This is a genomic window from Bacillus aerius (genome assembly GCF_029894105.1).
Taxonomy (GTDB): domain Bacteria; phylum Bacillota; class Bacilli; order Bacillales; family Bacillaceae; genus Bacillus; species Bacillus altitudinis.
Genome location: NZ_JARYHO010000001.1, coordinates 816,846 through 837,826, shown reverse-complemented (window position 1 = coordinate 837,826; position 20,981 = coordinate 816,846). Strand labels below are relative to the sequence as shown.

General features: G+C 41.6%; 26 protein-coding genes. 10 read left to right on the top strand and 16 right to left on the bottom strand.

The window, feature by feature from the left end; all coding sequences use genetic code 11:
- Together M2353_RS04235 and M2353_RS04230 are read left to right on the top strand one after the other, a co-directional pair.
- Positions 1 to 1,164: an oxalate decarboxylase family bicupin gene (locus M2353_RS04235; protein ID WP_008341972.1), complete on the top strand. Its 1,164-nt coding sequence runs from the start codon at positions 1 to 3 to the stop codon at positions 1,162 to 1,164.
- A 66-nt stretch (positions 1,165 to 1,230) separates the two neighbouring features.
- Positions 1,231 to 1,653 (top strand): regulatory YrvL family protein, encoded by a 423-nt coding sequence (locus M2353_RS04230; RefSeq protein ID WP_284725013.1) that lies wholly within the window; start codon positions 1,231 to 1,233, stop codon positions 1,651 to 1,653.
- 2 nt (positions 1,654 to 1,655) lie between these two features.
- Here M2353_RS04230 and M2353_RS04225 read toward each other — a convergent pair whose 3' ends face one another.
- The 4 genes from M2353_RS04225 to M2353_RS04210 all read right to left on the bottom strand — a co-directional run bounded on the left by M2353_RS04225 (position 1,656) and on the right by M2353_RS04210 (position 6,430).
- Positions 1,656 to 2,129, bottom strand: a complete 474-nt coding sequence (locus tag M2353_RS04225) for a DinB family protein (RefSeq protein ID WP_039167943.1) — start codon at positions 2,127 to 2,129, stop codon at positions 1,656 to 1,658.
- Positions 2,130 to 2,190: 61 nt separating this feature from the next.
- A complete protein-coding gene (locus M2353_RS04220) occupies positions 2,191 to 4,785 on the bottom strand; it encodes a YfhO family protein (protein ID WP_284725012.1) in 2,595 nt (864 codons plus the stop codon).
- An 87-nt stretch (positions 4,786 to 4,872) separates the two neighbouring features.
- Complete coding sequence (locus M2353_RS04215; RefSeq protein ID WP_008341983.1) at positions 4,873 to 5,856, bottom strand: glycosyltransferase family 2 protein; 984 nt, start codon at positions 5,854 to 5,856, stop codon at positions 4,873 to 4,875.
- A gap of 301 nt (positions 5,857 to 6,157) precedes the next feature.
- On the bottom strand, positions 6,158 to 6,430 hold the full coding sequence (locus tag M2353_RS04210; protein ID WP_017366871.1) for a YfhJ family protein: 273 nt from the start codon (positions 6,428 to 6,430) through the stop codon (positions 6,158 to 6,160).
- Between the two features lie 116 nt (positions 6,431 to 6,546).
- On the opposite strand from M2353_RS04210, the gene M2353_RS04205 reads away from it, so the two are divergent.
- Complete coding sequence (locus tag M2353_RS04205; RefSeq protein ID WP_003217849.1) at positions 6,547 to 6,696, top strand: small, acid-soluble spore protein K; 150 nt, start codon at positions 6,547 to 6,549, stop codon at positions 6,694 to 6,696.
- A 25-nt stretch (positions 6,697 to 6,721) separates the two neighbouring features.
- Positions 6,722 to 6,895: a YpzG family protein gene (locus M2353_RS04200; protein ID WP_003217811.1), complete on the top strand. Its 174-nt coding sequence runs from the start codon at positions 6,722 to 6,724 to the stop codon at positions 6,893 to 6,895.
- A gap of 23 nt (positions 6,896 to 6,918) precedes the next feature.
- On the opposite strand, the gene M2353_RS04195 is transcribed toward M2353_RS04200, so the two are convergent.
- Together M2353_RS04195 and recX are read right to left on the bottom strand one after the other, a co-directional pair.
- A complete protein-coding gene (locus M2353_RS04195) occupies positions 6,919 to 7,233 on the bottom strand; it encodes a YfhH family protein (protein WP_008341991.1) in 315 nt (104 codons plus the stop codon).
- Positions 7,234 to 7,236: 3 nt separating this feature from the next.
- Positions 7,237 to 8,028 (bottom strand): recombination regulator RecX, encoded by a 792-nt coding sequence (gene recX, locus M2353_RS04190; protein WP_017358838.1) that lies wholly within the window; start codon positions 8,026 to 8,028, stop codon positions 7,237 to 7,239.
- 95 nt (positions 8,029 to 8,123) lie between these two features.
- Here recX and M2353_RS04185 point away from each other — a divergent pair, with 95 nt between their 5' ends.
- The 3 genes from M2353_RS04185 to M2353_RS04175 all read left to right on the top strand — a co-directional run bounded on the left by M2353_RS04185 (position 8,124) and on the right by M2353_RS04175 (position 9,400).
- Positions 8,124 to 9,020, top strand: a complete 897-nt coding sequence (locus M2353_RS04185) for a TIGR01777 family oxidoreductase (RefSeq protein WP_047947011.1) — start codon at positions 8,124 to 8,126, stop codon at positions 9,018 to 9,020.
- Between the two features lie 52 nt (positions 9,021 to 9,072).
- Positions 9,073 to 9,183 (top strand): YfhE family protein, encoded by a 111-nt coding sequence (locus M2353_RS04180; protein WP_017358836.1) that lies wholly within the window; start codon positions 9,073 to 9,075, stop codon positions 9,181 to 9,183.
- 61 nt (positions 9,184 to 9,244) lie between these two features.
- Positions 9,245 to 9,400 carry a YfhD family protein gene (locus M2353_RS04175; protein WP_008341997.1) on the top strand — a complete coding sequence of 52 codons (156 nt, stop codon included), beginning with the start codon at positions 9,245 to 9,247 and terminating at the stop codon, positions 9,398 to 9,400.
- Between the two features lie 34 nt (positions 9,401 to 9,434).
- Here M2353_RS04175 and M2353_RS04170 read toward each other — a convergent pair whose 3' ends face one another.
- Positions 9,435 to 10,022, bottom strand: coding sequence for a nitroreductase family protein (locus tag M2353_RS04170; protein ID WP_024720283.1), 588 nt, complete (start codon positions 10,020 to 10,022; stop codon positions 9,435 to 9,437).
- 270 nt (positions 10,023 to 10,292) lie between these two features.
- Between M2353_RS04170 and M2353_RS04165 the strand changes: the two genes are divergently transcribed.
- A complete protein-coding gene (locus tag M2353_RS04165) occupies positions 10,293 to 11,549 on the top strand; it encodes a helix-turn-helix domain-containing protein (protein ID WP_284725011.1) in 1,257 nt (418 codons plus the stop codon).
- 35 nt (positions 11,550 to 11,584) lie between these two features.
- Here the strand turns inward: M2353_RS04165 and M2353_RS04160 are convergent, their stop codons facing one another.
- The 3 genes from M2353_RS04160 to mprF all read right to left on the bottom strand — a co-directional run bounded on the left by M2353_RS04160 (position 11,585) and on the right by mprF (position 15,603).
- Positions 11,585 to 12,052 carry a thiol-disulfide oxidoreductase DCC family protein gene (locus M2353_RS04160; RefSeq protein ID WP_024720282.1) on the bottom strand — a complete coding sequence of 156 codons (468 nt, stop codon included), beginning with the start codon at positions 12,050 to 12,052 and terminating at the stop codon, positions 11,585 to 11,587.
- Between the two features lie 338 nt (positions 12,053 to 12,390).
- Positions 12,391 to 12,939 carry a thioredoxin family protein gene (locus M2353_RS04155; RefSeq protein WP_008341670.1) on the bottom strand — a complete coding sequence of 183 codons (549 nt, stop codon included), beginning with the start codon at positions 12,937 to 12,939 and terminating at the stop codon, positions 12,391 to 12,393.
- Between the two features lie 93 nt (positions 12,940 to 13,032).
- Positions 13,033 to 15,603, bottom strand: a complete 2,571-nt coding sequence (gene mprF, locus M2353_RS04150; protein WP_144680196.1) for a bifunctional lysylphosphatidylglycerol flippase/synthetase MprF — start codon at positions 15,601 to 15,603, stop codon at positions 13,033 to 13,035.
- A 168-nt stretch (positions 15,604 to 15,771) separates the two neighbouring features.
- Between mprF and M2353_RS04145 the strand changes: the two genes are divergently transcribed.
- Positions 15,772 to 16,251, top strand: coding sequence for a MarR family transcriptional regulator (locus tag M2353_RS04145; protein ID WP_008341672.1), 480 nt, complete (start codon positions 15,772 to 15,774; stop codon positions 16,249 to 16,251).
- A 17-nt stretch (positions 16,252 to 16,268) separates the two neighbouring features.
- Here M2353_RS04145 and M2353_RS04140 read toward each other — a convergent pair whose 3' ends face one another.
- From M2353_RS04140 to M2353_RS04115, 6 genes are all read right to left on the bottom strand, one after another.
- A complete protein-coding gene (locus M2353_RS04140) occupies positions 16,269 to 16,553 on the bottom strand; it encodes a hypothetical protein (RefSeq protein WP_041506577.1) in 285 nt (94 codons plus the stop codon).
- 12 nt (positions 16,554 to 16,565) lie between these two features.
- Positions 16,566 to 17,093 (bottom strand): YfiT family bacillithiol transferase, encoded by a 528-nt coding sequence (locus tag M2353_RS04135; RefSeq protein ID WP_041506578.1) that lies wholly within the window; start codon positions 17,091 to 17,093, stop codon positions 16,566 to 16,568.
- 13 nt (positions 17,094 to 17,106) lie between these two features.
- Positions 17,107 to 18,114, bottom strand: coding sequence for a zinc-binding alcohol dehydrogenase family protein (locus tag M2353_RS04130; RefSeq protein ID WP_024720279.1), 1,008 nt, complete (start codon positions 18,112 to 18,114; stop codon positions 17,107 to 17,109).
- Between the two features lie 89 nt (positions 18,115 to 18,203).
- A complete protein-coding gene (locus M2353_RS04125) occupies positions 18,204 to 18,701 on the bottom strand; it encodes a hypothetical protein (protein ID WP_284725010.1) in 498 nt (165 codons plus the stop codon).
- Positions 18,702 to 18,800: 99 nt separating this feature from the next.
- Positions 18,801 to 19,559 (bottom strand): anti-sigma factor, encoded by a 759-nt coding sequence (locus tag M2353_RS04120; RefSeq protein WP_284725009.1) that lies wholly within the window; start codon positions 19,557 to 19,559, stop codon positions 18,801 to 18,803.
- On the bottom strand, positions 19,556 to 20,122 hold the full coding sequence (locus tag M2353_RS04115) for an RNA polymerase sigma factor (RefSeq protein ID WP_284725008.1): 567 nt from the start codon (positions 20,120 to 20,122) through the stop codon (positions 19,556 to 19,558). The genes M2353_RS04120 and M2353_RS04115 overlap by 4 nt, the downstream gene beginning before the upstream one ends.
- 354 nt (positions 20,123 to 20,476) lie before the next feature.
- Here M2353_RS04115 and M2353_RS04110 point away from each other — a divergent pair, with 354 nt between their 5' ends.
- Positions 20,477 to 20,803 (top strand): YnfA family protein, encoded by a 327-nt coding sequence (locus M2353_RS04110; RefSeq protein WP_017358827.1) that lies wholly within the window; start codon positions 20,477 to 20,479, stop codon positions 20,801 to 20,803.
- Positions 20,804 to 20,981: the final 178 nt, after the last annotated feature.

Below are 20,981 nucleotides of genomic sequence, written 5' to 3'. Positions count from 1 at the left end.
ATGAGTGAAAAGCAAAATGGTGTACCGCAGCCGATTCGAGGAGAAAAAGGAGCAACGGTCAAAATTCCACGTAATCTCGAGCGAGACAGACAAAACCCAGATATGCTCACGCCACCAGAAACCGATCATGGAACGGTTCCCAACATGAAATATTCTTTTTCTGATACGCACAACCGTTTAGAAAAAGGCGGTTACGCAAGAGAAGTCACGGTACGTGAACTACCAATCTCTAAAAGTCTTGCCTCTGTGAACATGCGGCTAAAACCTGGTGCGATTCGCGAGCTGCACTGGCATAAGGAAGCGGAGTGGGCGTACATGATTTATGGAGAAGCCCGAATTACATCGGTTGATGCAGAGGGGCGCAATTTTACAGAGGATGTGACTGAGGGTGATTTGTGGTACTTCCCTTCTGGCCTGCCGCACTCTATTCAAGCACTTGAACCGGGAGCTGAATTCTTGCTTGTGTTTGATGATGGTTCCTTCTCTGAAAATAGTACGTTCCAAGTGACTGATTGGCTTGCCCATACGCCAGAGGAAGTTGTGCTCCAAAACTTTGGAATGACAAAGGAGCAATTTGAAAAACTGCCAGAGAAAGAGAAGTATATTTTCCAAAAAGGAATTCCTGGTTCCCTTGAGTGTGACAAGGTGAAAACAGAGCAAGGAGAAGTCCCGAACTCCTTTAAATATGAGCTGTTAAAGCAAGAGCCGATTACGTCAAGCGGCGGACAAGTGTGGATTGCGGATTCTACCAATTTCAAAGCGTCTAAAACGATTGCCTCTGCTCTTGTGAAAGTTGATCCAGGTGCCATCCGTGAGCTGCACTGGCATCCGAATACGGATGAATGGCAATATTTCATTTCTGGAAAAGCTCGAATGACGGTCTTTGCTTCTGATGGACATGCGAGAACCTTCAACTATCAGGCGGGAGACGTTGGCTATGTGCCATTTGCGATGGGGCATTATGTAGAAAATACAGGCGACGAACCGCTCTATTTCTTAGAAATCTTTAAGAGCGATCATTATGCAGATATCTCGCTCAATCAGTGGCTTGCGGTCACACCGAAACAGCTTGTTTTGGATCATTTAGATCAAGGCGAAGAATTCTTGAAATTGCTTGATACTGAAAAACATCCTGTCATCGCTGCACCTAAAAAAGAGGATTAATTCCACCTTCCTGCAAAAGGGCTGTCCTTTTTGCAGGTATCTTCATGTAAAGGAGTGTTGTTTACCATGCAGCAACCTGTTCACGCTTTATGGCAAGGGCTGAAATGGCTCATGGCGCTATCAGCTGTCTGTTACATATTTTTGTTGTTTTGTGTGCTGTTCTTTCATTTGACCGGTGCTTTTTACCAATCGATTTTATCATTGGTACTGTTTATGGGCATCTATGTTGTACTTGGGATCTCTTTTGAACATCTGGAACACGTGCTCATGCGGTTTGTTCGTAAGTGTCGGTCCAAAAAACGATCCATCATTTTTTATGCCGTTTTATTTCACCTTTTGTTTATTTGGGGTGCTGTCTATGTATCAGACGAATTAGTTGACGGCATTTTGCTGACTACTTCTGAAGAAATTCTCTTTGCGCTAAGTCTTTGGCTATTTCATTTTTTGTTTGATTATGCGACGTTTTCGTTTGAGAAAGAAGCTTCATGACTCTACTCTCTTTCTGACGAGAGTGCTTCTTTGATTTGCTTCATATGATGGGTATCGTGTTCGATCAGTCCTTGGAAATAACTTAATAACGTCAGCTTGGTTTGACCAATAAAAAAAGGTTCATTCCAGCGAGATGGTTCAATTTTCTTCATTTCTTGAAGTAATTCTGTTCTGACAGCAATAAATCGAACGATCGTCTCGCTTTTCTTTTCCTTTCTCGCTCTTTCAGCTGACTGCTGATTCATTTTGTGCACATCAGGAGCTTGAGGTAATGGCCGATCGTTCCAAAATTCCTTTAGTCGAGCCTTTAAAATAAATTCATCCCATGGAACGAAATGGGCGATGATTTCAGCGGTGCTCCATTTTCCATCAGCGATCGCTCTGCGCCATTCTTTGTCTGTTAATTCCGTTAGTGACTGTACCCATTCAATGGAGTGTTCAAAATGAGCAATAGTGGACTCTTTGTTTAACGTCAAATGGTTTCCCCCATTCACATGCTTTTATGTAGATTGTATCAATGATGAGAAAAAACACCACTTATGCTGAAAAGTGGTGTTTCTTGTGTTTTCTTCGTGCATAGAGGATCGCACCGATCAAACTGATCAATGAAATCAATGCGAGAATTCTGATATAAGGTGGATAGTAGGTTAGCACGATCTCGTTTTTGCCTTTTTCTATTGGAAAACCGATAAACGCATAATTGGCTTGTTCAATCTCGGTTTGATGGCCGTTCACCGTGAGCTCCCAGCCTTTTTCATATGGAACAGGCAGAATCATATAATCATCGCCGCGCTTGTTCTCATAAGAAATCGTAAAGCGGTTATTTTTAAGTTCCACCTGCTGGCTGCCATCATCCTGTTTTTCTTTTTCATATGCCCGCGCAAGGGTGCGGTAAGGCTCATGATACAGCTTTAATTGACTCAGCTCATACGTCCCTTTTGGCACTCGTATGGAAAAAATTTTTTCCGCAGGGACGCGAATCGTCACGTCATTAACGCCTGTTTTGTAGATAGACGTATTGCTTTTGCGTGATGTGACGTAGTCATCCACAGATAACTGAAACCCTTCGTTACGGTCGGTCCGCTTCACATAAAAGCTCACATACACATCCCCCACGCGAGCGATATCATCTGGAAGGGTGATATTCAGCCCGCCCGTTTTCCCGTATACATCAAGCACGCCATTTTCGTATACCGCTTGTTCAGTATGAATGTTTGTATCCTTTATTCGATCAGGCGATTGGTCGATTTCAGCATTTCCTTTTTTGTTTAAGATCACACCTTGCAACATCGCATGTTCTTTATCAAGTGCTGACGCATGCTCTAGTGACTTTTCTGAATAGACGGTACTCGTTGTTCTTGCAAATGGGAGCGGGCGTGTATTTTCATACACTTCATAATGTTCGCTTTCCAATATGGGCTTAAAATAAACCGGCGGTGAGAAAGACATCGATTTGTCTCTCATATAATACTTCCCGTAGGTCAGACTGTATAAATTCGCCCTGTCCCCCATTGTTGCATACCGGCTGACACTTTCCCGTCCCATATCAATTTGCAGGTCATTCCAGTAGAAATGGAGCAGATGCTGATTCAATATACTTGAATACGCACTCATGCCTTGAAAGCCTTCAAATAACGGGGTGTTGTTGCGCACGCCGTTCATCCAATCAATCCGGGCAAGCGGATCTTCTTTTGAGCGGCTTTGAATCTGCTGAATGAGCTTCATTTGCTCATGTCCAGCATACGCCTCACTATTCAGATACGTATCTGATACGCTCTTAATATTGCTTCTTTCAAATAAGTAGCCCTGCTGATACACGCCTGCTGTCAGTAAGCTCACAACGATGAGCACAGCTGAAAAGAGACGAAGGTGCAGACGTTTCCCCGCATGTATCGAGAGGAAGAACAAGCTGATCACAAGCAGTCCTATTCCGGTAAATACAACAACATCCATATTTCCCTTTGCTCGTTCTGAAAGGGCGACTGCGAGAAGGAATACAATCCAAGCGCCTAAAACCGCACGTGTTTTCCACTTCCACTCCATTTGCGAGAAATGCTTGATGGTGATGGCTACGACTGCTCCGACTGTAAAAGCAAGAATGTATTCAAATCTGTACTGCGGTGCAGAAAAACCATTAAACACGCTCGCCATCTTTGGACTGTAGTGAAAAATGATCAGCAGAACACTGATCGATGTGAACATGAAAAACCATCTGTTCCGGTATAGCGGAACGAGAAACAGACAAATCAGAAAGATGACCGGCAATAAATACACCCTGCTTGTAAACAGCAGATGATCATGCAGCTCAAACCAAGGAATTGCCTGTTCATACGGCGGTCTTACATTATTGAGAAAGCCGTAAACAGACGGGATAAAAAAGGCAGCACTGATCCCAAACGATAACAACGTAGAGATCGCAAGGGTCCAGAACACCTTCCAGCCTCGCTCCTCGCTTTGAAGCTTAATCATATATCTGAAGACGAGATAAATGGCTAAAAAGATAAAGTGAATGTAAGCAAAGTAAAAATTATTGATCAGCATGAGACTGCAAGCCGCAATAAACCAAGCCGGCTTGCCTGTTTTAAAAATCCGTTCAACCCCGAGCACAAGCAGCGGAAGCCACATCATGCTGTCGGTGAAAAACTCCCAAAACGTTTGATGCCGAAAGTACACAATAGACAGTCCGTAAATACCGGCTCCTGTTAGCGCCCCCAGCCTATGCTGCACAATCGAAAGGAGCACACGATATGCGATGAACAGAATGACTGTCAGCTTGATCACACTCAGCCAAATAACAGCATTTGCCCAAAAGTGAATGTCTGTTGACTGTACAAGGTGAAGCGCATTTAACAGCCAGACAACAGCGACTGTGACCATAAAGACCATCGACGTTGTAAAATAATAACCTAATTGCGTATATGTACCGCCGCCTAGACCAAATTGATAGGAATAAAAGAAGTTTCCTTTGACGTATTCGTCATACAGCAGCTTTTTAAACGGGAGCATTTGTGAAATGCCATCCCCATCTCCCGTCATATATTGGCCTTGCGTATATTCATATAAGAAAAAGGAGTGTCCTAATAAAGCAAGAATGAGGCACATTCCAATGAGTATCCATCTACGTTTCATCATCTAAATCCTTTCTCCAAAAGATCCACTGTTCATTGAAACAAAACAACCCAGCAAGCGATTCGTGCTTGCCGGTTATTTGACTCCACGTTATTTAAATAACTGCGTTAACACTCGGTCTTGTTCTTTTGAGCTTGTCTCTTGTTCCATGACATTTGATTCTTGAATTAAGTAATGCGGCCTCTTTTTCGTTTCATAGTAAATCCGGCCAATGTATTCTCCGATCACACCTAGACTCAAGAGCTGGACACCACCGAGGAAAAGCACAGCTGAGATTAAAGTGAAATAACCCGGTACCATGATGCCCGTTCTGACGATTTGAATAAAGGTCGCCACGATGTAAATCAAAGAGAGAAATAAGATCAAAATACCCGTATAAAAACAAATACGCAGCGGGCGGTTGTTAAAGGAAATGACACCATCAATCCCGTAGTTAAATAATTTCTTCAGTGACCATTTTGTATCACCGTGCTGTCTTTCCACATTTTCATAATAGATGACCTTTTCTTCAAAGCCAATCCAGCAAAAAAGGCCTTTTGAAAAACGATTTCCCTCTTTTAGCTGAAGCAATGCGTCGATCGCTTGACGGGAAATTAAGCGGAAATCTCCTACACCATCACGCAAGTCCACTTCGACCACCTTGTTCATCACTTTATAATACATCGATGATAGGTAAGAACGAAGCTTGCTGTCCCCTTTACGGTTTCGTTTGGCAATGACTTGATGATAACCTTCTTCGTAGCCTCTAACAAAATCTTGAATCAAATACGTTGGGTGCTGCAAGTCGGCGTCCATAATGATCGCAGCTTCCCCTTTTGCATGCTCAAGACCTGCTAAAATTGCAGCTTCTTTCCCAAAGTTACGAGAAAAGGAAATGTATTTGACTTTTGCACTTTTGTGAGAGAGCTCTCTCATGTATTGAAGTGTATTGTCTTTGCTTCCATCATTCACAAAGATGATTTCAAAGTCATAATGAAAATCGCGAAACTCTTCCTCGAGTGCCTCAAAGATTCGTCTGATGTTTTCACCTTCATTGTAAGAAGGAATTATAACAGAGAGCAGTTCCCGTTCCATATCGCACCTTCTCTTCACTTTTTTCACATAGTCTGTTATGTTCATTATTCCTTTTTTGTCAGAAAACGAAACCCTTTTTTATTATCCATAAATTTCATGTATCCTTAATCGTTACATTATATCAGAGTTTTATTTCCAGTGATTTTCACCAACATGAATTTAATGTAATTTTAAGTTTATCCATTGTAAAAAGCCTGTAATTTTGATCACAGACTGGGTATTGTTTCATAAAATTGTTTGGTCAATTATATATTTTCCTGTTTATTGAAAAAGATGAGTGGAAGTGAAAAGGGCAACCCTTTTAATGCAGCAGCCCTTTGTCGTTTTGTTGCAGATGCTCATTTGCCTTCGATTGTTTATTTTGAAATAAATGCAGCTGAGCGCCGTAGCTTTCGATCCATTCTCGGACAATCCGTTCAGTCGTTTCTTGTCCTTTATACTTGCGGCCAGCCTTTGCATAGGTTGTTTCAAAATCACTCCAAAGGAGCTCTACCCATGTACGTGCTTCTTCATATGTGAGCATATTGTTTTTTTCCATTAGTTGTTCGGTTAATCGCTCAAAATATTGTTCCATACTGGTTCCTCCTTCATCTAGCAGAAAGTGCCTTTTTAAAAAAATCTCTTTTTTCATATACTACCCTTACGTCTTCAAAAGACGCAAATGATTTGTATTGTTTGGAGGGAATCAGTATGCGTAATAAAGCAAAGGGCTTTCCAAATCAAGTCAATCACAAGTTTGAAGGCGAACCAGGGGCCACAGATGCTTATGCGTCTAAAAGGCCGAACGGTGAGACGAATACACGTCCACAGGAACGTATGAGGGCATCAGGGAAACGCTAATTTTTCCAAAGGGAGTGCTTGAGATATGAGTTCAAATGGGAAATCGTATATGGAAGACTTTGTTCAATTAAGAACAACCGCTTACCCTCAACCATGGGCGAATGCTAAACATTCTGCCTCTCAGGTCAACGGAGAAACGCAGCAAACGCAGCACGACATCGTACTTCAGAACAACGTCCGTAAACAACGTTCGAAGTAAAGAAAAGGACTGATCTCTAGGGATCAGTCCTTTTGCGTAAGCATTGAAATCGGCAGAGCATCTTCTTTATTTGGCGCTGATACTCTGTAGCCCCAAGCAAAAACCCCGTTTAAATACTCCACATAAAACTGCTCGTCTGTATCTTTGATGTGATAAGTCGTTTTGGTCTGAATAGCAGCTGGATCTAATAAATAGGCTTTCGCCATGTCAATTTTCCGCTCCAACACGGCATATTCATTCACAATGCCTAGCTGCTCAGCTTTTCTTGCTTTTTCAGAAAGAGCGGCAATCTCCTGCTTTAATTCGTATTCTGTCATTTCACTATAGCGTTTTTCCATCTGTCATTCCCCTTTGTCTAAAACGTGATCAATTGTATCAAGATCAAATCCTTTTCGGTAAAGGAATTGCTTCACTTTCATTTTTTTCTCAAATGATCCGTCATAACCTACCTTGCGTTTTGCCTTCTCAAGCATATAGTGAAGGGCTTCTTCTTCCTTTTCCTCTTCTTGTCCATCATAGGCTTCTTGAAGGGCTTTATCAATGATATCAAATGAAAATCCTTTTCGCTGAAGCTGCAATTTGATACGCTGTTCAATTTCTTTTGCGGACCGGTTTTTCTCTTTCTTAACCAGCTTTAGCACTTGTTTCACTGCTTCCTCTAGCTGCAAATCATTCGGATATTGCGATAGTGCTTGTTCGATGGTGTCATCGTCTATGCCTTTCAGCTTTAACTCTTTTTTTAGCACTGACGGGCCTTTGCTATTCGTTTTTCGGTGGGTGCTTACATACGCTTCTGCAAATTCAAGATCATTTACATACTTATAATGTTTTAATTTGTGTATAATTTCACTAATAGCAGGTGCTGGTATGTCTTTTTTCGTCAAATAATCGGTGACTTCTTTCACTGATCTCATCCGATACGATAAATAATCGACGGCCTGCTGAAATCCTTTTTTTACTGCATCACCGAATTGAATCTCTATGATATCGGCTTCGTCCAGCTCTTTTCCCTTTTTCAAATCATGCTGGACGAGCACATCTAGATCAACGCTAAAAGCGTACTTTTCATCAAGAAAGATGTTCACGCGTTCTGTATTGTTTTTCTGAGCAGAGATTTTCGTAATATAGGGCATCCTGTGATCACTCCTTTTTTCAAACAGTCAGGATGTTTCTTCTGATTCAAAATCGTGAAAGATATAGGTATGTATATGAGAGGAGAAGATGTCAATTGAATATCGCCATTACCGGAGGAACCGGGTTTATCGGCCAGCATGTCACAAAGGTGCTCGCAGCTGAAGGACATCATCTATATATTTTAACAAGAAATCCAAAGGAATCCGAACAAAATCATTTACATTACGTGCAGTGGCTGACAGATGGTGCTAAACCTGAACATGAATTGCCTGCGATTGATGTATGGATTAACCTTGCTGGAAAATCCATTTTCACACGCTGGACGGACAAAGCAAAAAAAGGCATTCTCTCCAGCCGTATTCAATCCACACAAGAAGTGAGACGCATTATAGAAGCGCAGGAATCGAAACCATCTGTGCTCATTCAAGCAAGTGCTGTCGGTATCTACGGCACTTCCAAGACAGAAGACTTTACGGAGGAGGCCCCTCCAGCCGATACAGACTTTTTAAGTCATACATCTAAACTTTGGGAAGCTGAAGGGCAAAAAATTGAGGCGCTCGGTATTCGCACGGTTTATACACGCTTTGGGGTAGTGCTAGGAGAAAAAGGCACACTTCCTCTTATGACCTTGCCATACAAGCTGTTTGCCGGTGGAACGATTGGCTCTGGCTCGCAATGGGTATCTTGGGTTCACGTGGAGGATGTAGCACATCTCATTGCGTATGCCATTGAGCATGAACACATATCAGGTCCACTCAATGTCACATCTCCAAATCCTGTTCAAATGAAGCAGCTGGGGCAAACTATTGCATCTACCCTTCATCGCCCTCACTGGCTGAAGGTGCCGTCCTTTGTCATCAAAACCGCACTTGGCGACATGTCATTGCTTGTATTAGAAGGCCAACGTGCTCTGCCGAAAAAGGCACTGCTGTCTTCTTATGAATTTTTACACCCTGAGCTAAAAGAAGCGATTTTGCATTCAGAGGAATAAATTTTGTCAAAAACACCCATCCTATTAAAAATGAGATGAGGGGGCGATTTTGATGAAGAAAAAAGAACACCAGCCGACTTCAAAACTGAAGAAAACCCAGGAAGTTCTGTATCAGCAGGAATTCAAAAAAGCGGAAAGAGCAGCAGAAAAAAGAAACAAATAAAACGGATATTCCTCTTTTACAAGCACATAACTAAAGTGATCTTGTAAAGGAGGGAAAAGCTTTGAAAAAAGACCAACACAAAAAATCCAACCACCAGCTTGCGGCACAAGAGACGGATGGCGAATATGTTGAATTTTCCAAAGAACTTGCAGATCCGAATGACGTAAAAGCGATGGCACGTATGAAAGCAGCCGATCAGCGTGCCAAAAAACAATAAGTAAAAAAAACAGACCCAATCAAAAGGTCTGTTTTTATTTGATTTCAGTTAGCAGGCTTGATGCCTTCTGACGTGACTTTTCCTCAGGCACCTCTTCTGGATAACCGATGTGAAGAATCGCGGCAAAGCGTTCGTTTTCCTTTAATCCCATATCCTGTTGAAACCCTTTGTCGTATAAGATACGGCCGCTCTTCCATACCATACCGATTCCTTGATCCCAAGCCAGCAGCTGGAAGTTTTGAATGAGCGCACTCACAGCGGCAAAATCATCATTTCTCACAACTGGATTTTCGTCTTCTTTTAGAACAACAAGTAAAAGTGCTGGTACTTTAGAAAAATAATCTCTGTACTGATTGATCTTTTCTTCTTTTGCGTCTGGATTGTTGCGTTTAAAGAAAGCAATAAACCGCTCAACAAATACCTCTTTTGCTTCATCCGTCACTGCATATAAAAAACGCCAAGGTTCCGTGATTTTATGATTGGGTGCATAGACTGCGTCCTCTAATAATGGCTGAAGCTGCTCAATGCTCACCGGCGTTTCTTTGAATTTTCGAATCGATCGTCTATATCTGACAGCGTCTCGAACCGTTAACGCTTCTGTTTGTTGTTTTGTTTCTGGCATATATGTCATCCTTTCAATCAACCTTAATTGAAATTGATTCTCATTCACATTATAAACATGATCATGTGTTGTTTGCAAATAAGACCTCACCTCTCTGCTAAAAAGTTGTTTGACTTTTTCAAGTAATGTTACAATCATATTACGTTTTAAACAAATTTTGAGAAAAAAGCCAAGATGATGAAATGGTTTCAGGTATTTCCACTTTGTCAAATGCGGCTATTTTTTCAAAAAGCTTTCAACCCATGATTGGAAGGGAGGCTTCTGAATGGAATGAAAATCAATATTGGGCAAATCATCAAGCTCTATCGTTATAAACAAAATATGACCCAATCGGAGTTGGCAGAAGGAATTTGTTCTGTCTCTCATTTAAGTAAAATTGAAAATGGCTCAAAAGAGGCCAATCAAGATACGATCAATCTTTTGCTTGAACGGCTTGGAATTAGTCAAGAAACGCTGTCGCAAAAGGCGCGTCATCTGTTGTCATTGCTCGATGAGTTTCAGATGAACATGTATTTCTATGCGCTCGATCAAGCAGAGCAAAATGCAGAAATGATCATTCATCACGAGGAACAGTTCTTTTCGCTAGATTTAGGGATTCAGTATCATTTGTCCTTATTTCAATTTTATTTATTAACAGAAAAACAGCAGCTTGCCTTAAAAACGCACCGCGTGCTTAAGAAGTTTGAAAAAACCTTTATTGACACAGAAAAAGAAACGTTTGAATATCTAGATGGCATCCACCAGATTAAAATCGGTCAACTCGAAGAAGGATTGAAAAGACTTGAAAGCTGCTTTTCTTACGCTTCTGTTGAACAGAGCGACCTGTATTATCACTATGCAAAAGCACTTGGAGCCATGGGGCATCTCGGTGATGCGCTTGAGGCCACACATCAAGCAATGGATTTGTATAGACAAAAAAATAATTTCAAGCGGGTCATTCATTGTACACTCATTCATGGGGTCATCTCACTGGAATTAAAGGCCTTTCAAACAGCTAAAAGATATTTAAAAGAAGTGATTTTACACACATCGCTTCACCCTGATGCTTATATTAAGATGACAGCTTATTTTTATTACGGGGTTCTCTTAAAACGCCAAGGCGATTTCTCATCCGCTGTGCCTTATTTACTAGATTCACTCAATTATTTTAATCAAGAACAGATAGAAGATCGTTACTGTGAAACGCTTTATGAAATCGCGACATTGTATGCGGAATATGATCGCAAAAAGGCGCTTCCATATATACACGAGCTGCTCAAACAGCCTCGTATTCAACCAAACTGTTTATATATGATTAAAATCTATAAATTGATGATTGAAGAGAATCCTCATGATATGAAAACTTATTTAGTAGAAGCAGCGATTCCTTACTTTGAACACAATCAGCTCCACAATGAGTACTTGTTTGCTCTTAGAACCTTGCTTTCCTATGCGGCTTCTGAGCTTGATAAGCGTGCATATATGTCTTACACAACGAAGCTGCTTGATCACTTAGCATCATATATCCCGTATTACAAAAAAGCATGACCTTCTGCCGATCGAAGGTCATGCTTTTTCTATGATTAGATGGTCTTTTGTTGATCTGTATCGGGACGGGTGACTTGTTCGACAGAATGAATGTACCGTTTTCTCGCAAAATAATCGTAAGCATGCTGCCCAAAGCCAAGCCAAATGCTGAGTACAATGAATGGGACCGTTCCCCATAATGCAGGGATGTGACAAGCCATTCTCAGCCACGTATAAATCCCTGAGTTTTTTTGATTTTTCGCTAAAGAAATAGACACGATTCGTTTCTCTGCCTTCTCTTCACTAATTTTATTCAGTCTCAGCAGCTGTGAGTTTCTAAATGATTCAAAGTGAATTCGGTTTTTCCAATCGAGTGATTTCAACAGGTCAATTGCTTTTGCACATGAAGGACTTTGTCCGTCATAAAACACAAGCAGTCTGAGTGATTTGATGGAACGCTGTTCTCTTTTCTTTGATTCAGCGAGCTTCTTTTTTTCTTGATCGAGATAGATGATTTTTTTCATAAATTGATCGCCAGCCCTTTTCCTTCATTTATTTTTTTTAGTTCGTTCAAAGGAGATTACAACTAGATTACTATAGTTGCTGGGCCTCTTGTATTGGGAAAAAGCCATCCGACGTGCGTTATATGAGCCTTTAGATAAGGGCAAAATAGCTGATTTCATGTCATATATGAGGTTTTTCAACTAAAAGTGGTTGGGAAAATCGTGATGCTTTGCGGTTTTCTGCGGTATTTGATAGAATTCTGCGGTTTTTCTACATCTTTATGCGGTGCTTTGTAGGTAAAACGCAAAAACAAGATAAAAAAAGACTACTTCCCATTGCGGCGAAGTAGTCTTTTGGTTTATATTTTTGCCAAAACTTCTACTATTTCTTTCTCAATATCTTTCCATAAGTAACGATCTGTCGTATAGTGATGTGCGGCTTCTTTCGCAAACACTTTAAATGCTTCCTCAAAATCGGGTGCATCTTTATCCGGCTTTTTCTCGTCGACAAAGCGCTGAGCTTCTGCTGAGCGAGGTCCCCATTTCCCCACTTCTTTCCCGTCCTGATCAATGATGACGATAATCGGAATCGATCTTGCGGTCCCGTTCGTTAAATACTGATCCATCAGGTCTAGGTGCTCGTCCCGAATGAAATAGCGCGCATCAATCAGTGCTTCATTTGCAATACGCATGAAAATAGGTACATTGACCATCGCATCACCGCACCAATCTGCCGTGATCACAAGCGCTCTGAGCTTTTTCTTTTGAAGTTTTTGAAGCAGCTCTTTTTCCTTTTGATGAATTGCGTACTGGTTGTACACCGTGAGTAAGTTTTCACGGTTTTTCTCCATGTTGTGTACATATGTACGTTCAGCTAATCCCTTTGTAAACCATTCATTTAGTGTCATGTGAACATCCCCCTTACCCTTCAACTTTACCACTTTTGCTATTCTTTTGTCTAAAAAAACCTTCACCTAGTGAAAGGTAAAGGTTCTTTGAACTTATGGACGCCGTTTTCGATTTGGGTCCATTCCTATCAGCTTAGTGACGAGCACCATTGTGACAGGCAGTGATGTATTCTTTTTATACGCTAAATATTTTCCGCGCCATTCTGGTTTATATTTCTGTTTAAACGACCGTAAGCCGCTGAAACTATACATATATCTGACGTTATTGAAGATGACACTCGCCAAACGTTCTGTCAAAAAGGACTGGTGGAACGTGCCAACATTCGATAATGGCGCCATTCCCATGTTAAAGGATGTGTAGCCTTTTTCTTTCGCCCATTGAAAAAGGTGGATAAAGAGTGCATCCATCATCCCGTTCGGTGCATCATGCATATGACGCATGAGGTCGATGGATATCTCTCCTTTTTGATACATCGGCATTAAGGACACAAAAGATATGATCTGTCCTTGTTCATCTTTTAAAATCGCAATCGGTGCTTTTTGAAGGTAGTCTTCATGGAAATAGCCTAATGAAAATCCTTTTTCTTTTTTCTTGCCCAGCCAGCTGTCAGAGATTTGTTTTAAGGTTGAAATCAATTCCTCTGAAAAGGGCGGCTCCAGCATTTCAAACGTATAGCCTTCTCGTTCAAATTTATTTGCGACAGCCCGTAAGTTTGATTTTTTCTTTCCTGACAAAGAGAACGTTTCTAAATCGACCATGGCTTCTTCCCCAAGCTTAAAGAAGTGAAAACCTAGGTCATGATAAAGCGCCATTCCTTCACGTTCTACTTGATAAAAAGCGACACGATAGCCTGCTTTTTCTGTCTGCTCCAAAAATTCTTCCAGTACAAGCGGATAAGAGGCTCTACGCCCAGAAGGATCTCCAAGCACAATTACGCAACGGCCAATCCGGCCAAACTGAAGCATCGCCTCCCCATCACTTGAGAAAAACAGTTTTTTGTCTCCCAAAAAACCTAGATGACTAAGAGCATTTCCTCCCTTTTCTTCGAGAAAAGTTTTTAATTTTTCTTCATCGGCTTCTTCGCCGATTGGAACTGCTTTTTTATTAAAAATCAATTTGCTAATGAAAAAGAAAAGAGGGACGCCAATTAAAGCAATCATACTGGTCATCGTGATATGTCGTTCATTATGAACCAAATAGTCCTTGCTTAGGAAATGACCAATTTTCATCCAAATGAAGTTCCCAATGACATTATAGTTAAACAACACGAGTAAATATCCGGCGGCGGCGGCCACAAACTGATTCAAAGAATAAGGGGCCTGCTGCTTCACAAATTGATTTCGAAGCGAGAAAAATACCACCATGATGACCGGCAATATAAAGATCAAACTCAGGTTAAACCCTTTTAGTAAAGTAAACACAAAGCCGCCTGCTAGGGCAATCATTGTCAATAGATAAGACCGTTTCGTTCTTTTATACACTTCAATGGACAAAATCATTAAAATGATCCCGAACATTAAAGAAAGACCATTAAATCCTGATAACAAAAAGCGTGGAATGGTGGTGATCACACCTAAACGATCAACAGGAAGCACAACGGAAGCCATAATGAGCAAACCGCTTCCAAACGTTAAAATGGACAAAGATCCGTACAATAAACGGATGAGCAGAGCTCGGTGCAAAACAATTAAGACGTTTGTTGTTTCAATAGCAGGCGCCATTCTCGGATTGCCCTCAAGACGCCTGAGTGTTGTTCCAGTTAAATCGTATGCCGCTAGACAAAGTCCAAGAATAAACGGGAAAATGGAGTAAACGAAGCGGTACAATACAAGCGCTGTCAGTACCATCTCTTTATCAAACCCAATGTATTGCATACTGAGTAAAAAGATCAGATCAAACGAACCAAATCCGCCCGGAACCATACTGATTAAACCGCCGATTGACGCAATCGCAAAGACGCCTAATACAATACGGACATCAACGTTCATCCCCATAGAGACAACAGCCATGTACATGACAAGACCAGCTGCCAGCCACTCTAAAAACGATGCACCAATATAAGCATAGATCGGGTGCTTCAGTCCGTTTTCACCGCTCTCAATCGAGCTTTTTCGAATGGACGCCATGATGATGTAAATGGGCACAATACAAGCAAAAATAATGACAAATGCCCATAACCACGGCTCCTGACTAATAATACTTTCAACTGGCAGGACCCTAACTAAAATCAAATCACTGAAAATAGATAAGCCCAGCAGAACAGAGGATGTTAAAAGGGCAATGCCTTTCAGCAGTTTTTTCGTATCTGTTATGTATTCCTTGTATAGAAGCGTTCTAAGCCCTGCTCCTGATAAACCACCGAAACCAAGCACACTATTAAAGGAGTTGGCGATCCAAGAAATTCGGATCGTTTTCCAGCCGCTGATAGGCATATTAAGGCTTTTTCTTAAAATAAAATCATATAAGGACATGGATAAAACAGCGACAAGTCCAAGAAAGACAAGAATAAACAAGTCCATTCGATTCAAGCTGTCAATAATATAAAACGTCTTTTTAATGGAAAGGCCGCTCAGCTCCTGCTTGGCGACAAAAATTAAGACAAGGATGATCACGATCGGAAAGAGCATTTTTAAGATCGTCATACCCGTTTTTTTGTTCCACATGTTTTTCCCAACTTTCTAAGTTGCTTCATTAATTTCAACTGACCATTATTATACAACAAATACCACTTAATTCATGCAGTTTAACATTCAAAAGCTTCATGATACTTTCAATTAGAAGTAAAAATCAGTAATATAAAGAAAAGAGCCGCTTAAAGGAAGTGAACAAGCGTGGAATATAATATTCATGACACCACCGTACTAAAAGAGGAAATCCTATCTCCTGAGGAAAAAAAGACATGGGTGCTGTATATGAAAGTACTCACTGCTGCAGGACTTGGAGATGTTTCTGAATGGATGAAGCTGGATATGAGTATGCCTCAAATGAAGGTGCTCATGCTGCTCAATAACCATGGCTCTCTTAAGGTGTCCGAAATTGCTGAAAAAATGGGGGCTTCTTTGTCCAATATGACAGGGCTGCTTGATCGGTTAGAACAATCGAACTTTGTGGAACGAAAGCATTCTGAGCGTGACCGTCGAATCATTGTCGTAGAATTGACAGAGGAAGCGAAAAATATTTTCAGAAGTATTTATCAAAAAGGGCATGAAAAAATTAAAAATTCCCTGCAACGGCTCAATGACGAAGAAAAAGAAAAAGTCAATGAAGGTCTAGCTATTTTAGAAAAAGCACTTCGTCCCGAACGTGGATAAAAAAGAAAAAAAGACGGTCACTTGAGGTCCGTCTTTTTTAATTCTTCTTTTCCTTGTTTATCTGGGGTGAAAAGATATTGACGAATGACTTCCCGGTCATCCCACAGGAGATAACCTAAACCGATAATGAGAAAAATGATGCTGATCCACGTACCGCCTGGGAGTATATCTTCCAGTTCCTCGATCGTTCTTTCTCCGCCTACATTTCCACCATAACGAATCTCAAACAAAACGAATTTTGCTATATAAAACAATGCCGCCGTGCAGATAAACATAGCGCCGACAATTCTTCTACTAGACATGTGTTGACTCCTTTACTTCCACTGATTTCTTTTGATTAATTCCGTGATATGGGCGAGATGATGCTGTGAATGCCAGACGTACATTCCTGTTGCATCATATAAGGACACCGTTTGTTGATCGGCTGGATGGTAATATGCAGCGTTGAAATCTTCCTCTGTCATCTCGCGAAGTAATGTGACCCACCTGCGATGCAGACTGCTGATTAACGGCAGTGATAGACTGATAGGCGCCTTGCTGTCAGGAAGTGAAGCAAATGCCTCCTGATCATATGGACGTATGTGCGGTGTTTCTTCTGTCAGCGCAAGTTTAAATCGCAAGTAGGCGTTCAGATGGCTGTCCGCTACGTGGTGAATGAGCTGACGAACGGTCCATCCTCCTGGCCGATATGGGGTATCCAGCTGATCATTTGTCAATGGGACAACTGCCTCTTCATACTTTTGAGGAATGAGTGCCAGCTCATCAATCCATGCCTCCAGCTGCTTTTTCGTTTGTTGGTCCACCGGTTCATATAAGCCAATCGGATATTGTAATGATGTCATCTGCTGCCCCTCCTTAAAATCCTTCTAGAACAAATTTACCTATCATCTTCCCTTGCTCAAGTGTTTGATGTGCCTGCTTCAAATTGGCGGCATTGATGGGGCTGAGCACCTTTGTTAATGTGTGTTTTAACTTCTTCTCTTCAAATAATGTACTCGCTTCTTTTAAAAGCTCGTGCTGCTTCATCATATCCGAGGTTTTGTACATCGGCCGTGTGAACATGAATTCCCATACAAATGCAGCACTTTTATTTTTGAGTAATTGAATGTCTAAATGGTGCTGATTTTCAACAATGGTACAGATCGTCCCTTGAGGTTTAATCGCTTCTGCCATCCCTTTGAAATGGCCATCTGTATCATTTAAGCATAAAATGTAATCCACTTCGCCAATCCCTTTTTCCTGAAGCTGCGCTAAGAGCGGCTGGTGATGGTCAATGATATGATCAGCCCCTAATGAGAGACACCATTCATTTGTTTCAGGTCTTGATGCAGTGGCGATTACAGTCGCCTTTGCTAATTTGGCGAGTTGAATGGCGATGGAGCCCACTCCGCCTGCACCACCGATGATCAGCAAGGTCGAGCCTTCTGCATTCCGCTTCATATGCATTCGGTCAAATAGCGCTTCATATGCCGTAATTGTTGTAAGAGGCATGGCAGCTGCTTCGGCAAAAGAGAGATTTGCAGGCTTTTTCGCCACAATTCTCTCATCCACAAGCTGGTATTCACTATTTGAGCCTTGTCGCGTGATATCTCCTGCGTAATAGACGTGGTCACCCGGCTGAAACAACGTACACGCTTCGCCTACTTCCACCACCGTACCGCTTGCATCGTAGCCAAGAATTTTCAGTTCTTCTTCCTTCTGATTCTTCGGTGACCTCACCTTTGTATCCACTGGATTCACCGACACAGCCTCTACCTTCACCAAAATATCCCTGCCAGCTGCTTTGGGCTTTGCCACCTCCTGATCGATCAAGCTTTGTTCATGCTCAATTGGCAAATACTCAAATAATCCAACTGCTTTCACTCGCTCGCACTCCCTTTCTCCATGCTTCTTTTCCACATTTTATCATACATTTCTGATGCTGATGGATCAGTCAGCAAGCGATTGCACATTTAGGATTTCTTCAAAGCCCTTCGTTCCCTCACGATGTAAGAAGGACGTGCATTTTGTAAAGAGAGGACATAGGTGAACCAGCCGCTCGATTTAAAAAAGTACTGAACATAATAAAACTGAATGTGCTGTAAGAAAACGACGATGAACAGAAAAATTGTGAATAATAGCGTCACAATGTCTCCCTGCATCCATCCACTGATCAATACCATCACAAAACCGAGCATCATAAGCTGTTCGAGCCTCTGCATGATCTGGACAACGAGATGTCCCTGTTTGGTTAGGTCACCTGATTGACGCTTTCGAATGTTTCTTGATTTATAAAACCATACGATACTTGTCACTAGATGATGAATGATAAAAAGAGCGATCATGACCATAAGTAAAGGAGTTGATTTAAAAAGGTCTTTTATAATGAATGGGATCACCAAAAAATAAAATGCGGTAAATGCGTGCCTAGCTGATAAGAGAAATAGTTGTTTTTCTATGTATCGCTGCATGTGTCTCACCTCTATATGTAGTACGTCTCATTTGTCATAAGGTTCCTTCTGCCTATCAAAAAAGGATGCCCTGAAAAAGGCATCCTTCATGAATCAAGCTTAAAATGCAGCACTCAGTACGACAGGGCCTTGCGGAAGCTTGTTATCCTTTTTTGGTTCAAGGGTGACAGCCACAGTATCCCATGATTCGTTTGCTTCTTTTTCAGATAACGCATAGGTGACGGTGCCCTCCCCTTTGCTATCTGTTTTAAAGGCACCGGCCGGAACGGGCTGATCTCCTTTAATGAGCCATACTTGATAAACAGCTGATGAATCAAGCTGGCCTTTTAATCCGCCCGCACTCACTACAAGCTCTTTTTTGCCGTGATGCTCAATCACTGAAAAAGCACCCGTTGTTTTTGCCGATTCAGCAGATGCCAGTGATTTTGTCGCAACAACTTTGACAGGTTGTTCTGCTTGATCTGTTCCATTTGTTAAGAAATACACGTTCCCAGCTGCAGAAATGAGAAGTAGTGCGGCAACGAGAGGCAAAAGCCATTGATTTTTCTTCTTCATTGGCGGTTTCATCTCATTTGCATCACGAACTATTTTGAGATCTCGAGGCGGGTTCGATTTTGCAGCGATTGTTGTCTCTCGTATCTCTTCTTCAAATACTCTTGATAAAATGCGGTCTTTCATCCCTGCCGGAGGCGTTTCGTCCTCTGCTAGAAACGGAATATCAGACATGAGCGATGTCAGTTCTTCAAGCTCTTCTTTGCAAGCCGAGCAATGTTTGATGTGTTCTTCAAATTGCGTCTTTTCTTCTCCTTGTAAATGCCCGTTAAAGTAATCAATGACTTGATGTTTACACTGAGTCATGCCTCTTCCTCCTTTCCTCCGCGAGACAGTTTCGTTCGTAAATGCTTCAATGACAATCGAACTCTTCCCTTCACCGTTCCAATAGGGATGCCTAGTTTTTCCGCAATGCTCTTTTGTGTCATTCCTTTAAAATAGACATCTTCGATGATGGTTTGCTGTTCTTTCGACAATGTTGATACTGCTTCACGTATGATTTGTTTTTCTTCGTTCCATTCTACTTCTTTTGACACATCTTCTTGATGATCTGCCAAGTATTCAATATGCTCATCTTCAAGAGCTGTTTCATTTCGGTGTTTCCTTAATAGATCGATTGCCGTGTTTCGTGACATCATAAATAACCATGAGGAAAATTTCCCTTTATCTGTATTGTATTCTCCTATGCCGCGCCAAAGCTTGATAAAGACTTCTTGAAGCACTTCCTCCGCCAGCTCACGGTTTCCAGTCATTTTATAAATAAACGAATATAACACACGTTCATAGCGATCGTACAATAATTCAAGCGAGGGCTTATGTCGATCATGTCTGATCTTGTGATACAGCTCAAAATCCTTCAGTGTGTCCATGGTCATCTCCTTCCTTTTTCATGAGAAAGAGCATTATGCATTCATCATGAAATCTTCACGTATGGCTCATCTCTCAAATTGCTGAGATAAGCCTCCTTTGTACTTTACTCTTTTTTCAAGGAGAAAAAAAGAGCGCTGAAAAAGGAAATGTGTTCCTCATGAGAATGTACTGACTAAACGGATGGATTGACCATTTGGATCACCCGCCTCATTGAAAGTCAAGAATCCATGTGTTTCATTCACTGTTCAGTTGATTTTAGCAAACTCTCGTCAGGCTCTCAATTTACATAAGGTAGAACGCATCCTTTCATCATGTCATAATAGAACGAAACAGGAGAACTGGAGTGTCCGAAAATGATTGTAACGATTGTTCTTTTTTTATTAGCTGGTCTGGCTGAAATAGGTGGCGGTTATCTTGTCTGGCTGTGGCTGCGTGAAGCAAAACCCGTCAGCTATGGAATCGCAGGTAGCCTCATCTTGGTCGCTTACGGCGTCATCCCTACATTCCAGCAGTTCCCGACCTTTGGGCGGGTTTATGCGGCCTATGGCGGTGTTTTTGTCGTTCTCGCTGTGTTTTGGGGCTGGTGGGTCGATCGCAAAACCCCTGATTTCTATGACTGGATGGGTGCTTTGATCTGTTTAGCTGGTGTCAGTGTGATGTTATTTGCCCCCCGCAGTTAATGGTCGGATGATGATCACACGATAAAAAGCCGGCAATATGCCGGCTTCAGATTGTTGACAAAAGGCTAAAATGAACTTTATTTTAGCCCTTTGTCTTCTTTTCAGCGTGATAGAAAACCTTTGCAGCCCTAGGAAGGACGAGCATCGGCGCGGAGCGAATTTGACATTCGTGAGCACT